5 protein-coding genes are annotated in these 2,973 nt (G+C 50.6%); 3 read left to right on the top strand and 2 right to left on the bottom strand.

What is annotated here, in order from left to right:
* Window positions 1-39 precede the first annotated feature (39 nt).
* Both FYK55_RS28595 and FYK55_RS28600 read right to left on the bottom strand, forming a co-directional pair.
* Window positions 40-219 carry a hypothetical protein gene (locus FYK55_RS28595; protein ID WP_150080037.1) on the bottom strand — a complete coding sequence of 60 codons (180 nt, stop codon included), beginning with the start codon at window positions 217-219 and terminating at the stop codon, window positions 40-42.
* A complete protein-coding gene (locus FYK55_RS28600; RefSeq protein ID WP_150080038.1) occupies window positions 219-491 on the bottom strand; it encodes a hypothetical protein in 273 nt (90 codons plus the stop codon). Before FYK55_RS28600 ends, FYK55_RS28595 begins: the two co-directional genes overlap by 1 nt.
* 158 nt (window positions 492-649) lie before the next feature.
* Here FYK55_RS28600 and FYK55_RS28605 point away from each other — a divergent pair, with 158 nt between their 5' ends.
* From FYK55_RS28605 to FYK55_RS28615, 3 genes are all read left to right on the top strand, one after another.
* Entirely contained in the window at window positions 650-1,543 is an 894-nt protein-coding gene (locus FYK55_RS28605) for a DUF1573 domain-containing protein (protein ID WP_150080039.1), read from the top strand.
* Window positions 1,540-2,511, top strand: a complete 972-nt coding sequence (locus FYK55_RS28610; RefSeq protein WP_150080040.1) for a hypothetical protein — start codon at window positions 1,540-1,542, stop codon at window positions 2,509-2,511. The genes FYK55_RS28605 and FYK55_RS28610 overlap by 4 nt, the downstream gene beginning before the upstream one ends.
* The coding region (locus FYK55_RS28615; protein WP_150080041.1) for a hypothetical protein at window positions 2,511-2,973 on the top strand (463 nt) is incomplete at its 3' end. The genes FYK55_RS28610 and FYK55_RS28615, both read left to right, overlap by 1 nt.

Consider the following 2,973-nt stretch of genomic DNA (forward strand, 5'->3'; position numbering starts at 1 on the left):
AAGCGCCAAGCGCGGTAAGCGCCAAGCGCCGATCAGATGTCATTTGAACATGAAGTCCAAGAGTTCCCAGGTACAGATCACTGACGTGATTCCCACCACGTTCAGGATCACGACCAACTCTTTGGTCTCAAGCCCACCCTGCAACGACCACCAGGTCGCGAGAGCCGACACCAGGATCGCGACCAGGTAGGACCACTTAGACTTGAACCATTTCATCATCAGAATCCGATCCCGTCAAAGTGGTAGACGTTGTGAACGTAGTTGGCCGTTGGCCCAGTGATGATCCGGCCGCTCTTGAAGAACAACCGGTGCCCGGTCTGGAAGTCGTCCGGATCAAACTCATAGTAGTCGATCCGGACGTCTTCCATCGCAATTTGGATTAGCGTCTTGCTGGGGCGACCACGACGAGTGCGAGGAGGTGGTGCATCATGCGAAGCGACCGGGACGGTAACCGGGTTCGCAATTTGGAAGGAGTTCAGAAAGCTAAGCATCGTATTGCCTCGTGTTGGTGATACTGCCGTTAATGCAAGTAAAAGTTCGGCCAAATCGTTTCGGGAATTATTTTTCCAGAAATTCCAGAAAGTGGTAGCATTACCCCTCCTCGTTGCAATAGATTGCGAATCTTCTCAAACTTCTGCGGGGTTACAGAATGAGATTCTGCATCGTTTTCTTTGTGTCCGTAATCGTGGGCACTTCGGTGGCTACTCCACCAACTCTCGTCAAGCTCAACCGTTCTGAGGTTGATAGGTACAAAGACCTTGGCGTGGTCGACTTAGCCGAGCAACGGGTCCGAATGGATGTCGGCGAGCATCTGATAGGCCACACTGCCGAGGTGAAAGTCAGTCTCCGAAACTCGTCTTCCGAACCAGTTCAAATTCGTCAGGTGCGATCCTCTTGTGGATGCACAACAGCGGTTCGGACATCTGCCAAGCTCATCGAGCCAGGTTCCAACGATGAGCTTCTATTGCGTGTTGACGTCAAACGTGTAGGTAAGACCGAGATTGCCGTCTTAGTCAATCATTCCAAAGGGGTGACTACACTCGTGCTGGGTGTTAAAGGTCTGCCATCGGTGGAGCCCGTGAGTCCACTGGCTGAAATTGATGGTGACAACGCAATTGTGACCCTCAAATTTAATGACCCTCGAATTGAAACTTCCAAAGTACACGTCACGTCTGGGAGAGTTCTCCAGCATGGTGATGCGACGGTCAAAGTCTCTCTACCCAAGGGCAGTTCTGAGTTTCTCCCTTTGCAAGTCCTGCATGGTAAAGATGAAGTTGATCTCGTCTATGTTAGAGTTCCGGTCGAGGAAAAAGTGCGGCTCGCGTCAAATCGTGCGGTTTTAATCGACGGAACGTTTCGTGTCATCTTGCTCCACTTAGGTGAAGCGCAACCGAAAATACAGTTCGCAAATCGCGACGTAGACATTCAAACAAAACGGTTCGGAGAAACTCTCGTAATCACTTGCACACCCAAGGGTGACGTACCTGACGAACCAGTTTTGCTCGTTGGAGATAAAGAGTTCCCCTTGAGGTTGGTCAAATGAGAGCGGCGACGACGATCTTTCTTTTTATGTTCGGCGGGTATCTTTTCGCCGAAGAGCATCCAAACGACACCACTTCGGGCAAGGTTTTCGAAGCCTTGGACAATTGGGACAAAGCCCTTGACAAGATCGAGCGGACTCCGCACGCGGTAGTCTGCCGGGTTGGTGTCTTGGTGATTCACCGGAACGGGAACCCGCCGACCAACCAGAACAAGATTTGGGTGAGCGTCAAGCGTGGGAACGAGTCGCTTCAAGGTCGATGCGACGAATGGAGAAGTGACGGAAGGGTCGGTGAGTTCTGGGGCCAAAAAATTGTTGACAACGGCCGGACTGCATTTAGGTACGGTCGACTTGACAACACACGAAGTGAATCGGAGCTGGGTAAAGAAGAAGACATCTTCGAGGCGTATAAGAAGCATCGTTTCGCATCCGTGAAACCTTTCGAGATGGCGTTGACGCGACCGTCATTCGTTAGGACCGGGTTCAACAGTTCGAATCGACATGTCATTACTGATATGTTGAGACAGCGAAAGTTTGTACTCGGAAAATTCACCGATGAAGGGATCGAAGGGACGTGGCATATTCCAACAAGGGATGGTTACTCACCCTGGTACGGAGAAGTTGTGATCACTTTTGGAAAGGAGGTTGATTACCTCCCGATCAAAGTGAAGTGGACCACGTTCATGGATGACGGTAAGAAACATATGTATCCAGAGACGATCGAAACTGAATGGCAAGAGGTTGATGATCTCAGAGTCCCTGGAAAGGTTGTTGTCATGATCGCACCAAGTGGGAACGAACAGATTTGGGAGATTGAGCAGAGGTGGAAACTTGGTGACTCGGTGAAGTCAAGATTGATCGATTTTGGCGCTGACGACTGGTTTGAAGAAACTCGGCAATTGTTTGACGAGACCTGGCAGCGGGAGGGGTTCTCACTGCCTTTAATTCCCCGAGAGGTTGAGGATCAGTGATGCGTTTTTTACTTACGTTGGTGTTTGTGACAACTGCCTGTGTCGCACGGGCAGAATTCGGTTGCCTTTATTGGTGGAATGAAACGACTAGGTGCTGGGATATTAACGAAGCGCCATGCGAAGGCCCCGTGACGTTCGATTCCACCGAGTTGATTGCCAGTTGTTCGGTAGATACTTTCACAGAGTTTGGGGAGGATTCGGCAGCAACTTGGAATGACGCTGCATCTTTTATCCCGGATGATTTGACAACAGTATTTTCGTGGATGGTCGAATCTCAAGACGCGACTGTAGAGTACGAATGCTCTGTGGAGGGAAACTGCAACGCCGAAGTCCCGGCGCAGATTCAAGAACAGCTTGAAAGCGCGGGTCTCACCCCCGGCCCAAGTGACTATCGATGTCTCAAGGAAGTTATGTACACTGATTATGCTTGGGCGATGGAGATGGACACGACACCAGTTCTTC

The sequence above is a fragment of the Roseiconus nitratireducens genome, from assembly GCF_008629675.1.
In the GTDB taxonomy this organism is placed as follows: Bacteria; Planctomycetota; Planctomycetia; order Pirellulales; family Pirellulaceae; genus Stieleria; species Stieleria nitratireducens.

Excerpts from the sequence above, each read along its gene's own strand:
- FYK55_RS28595 (WP_150080037.1), bottom strand. The coding sequence starts at position 219 with ATGATGAAATGGTTCAAGTCTAAGTGGTCCTACCTGGTCGCGATCCTG.
- FYK55_RS28600 (WP_150080038.1), bottom strand. The coding sequence starts at position 491 with ATGCTTAGCTTTCTGAACTCCTTCCAAATTGCGAACCCGGTTACCGTC.
- FYK55_RS28605 (WP_150080039.1), top strand. The coding sequence starts at position 650 with ATGAGATTCTGCATCGTTTTCTTTGTGTCCGTAATCGTGGGCACTTCG.
- FYK55_RS28610 (WP_150080040.1), top strand. The coding sequence starts at position 1,540 with ATGAGAGCGGCGACGACGATCTTTCTTTTTATGTTCGGCGGGTATCTT.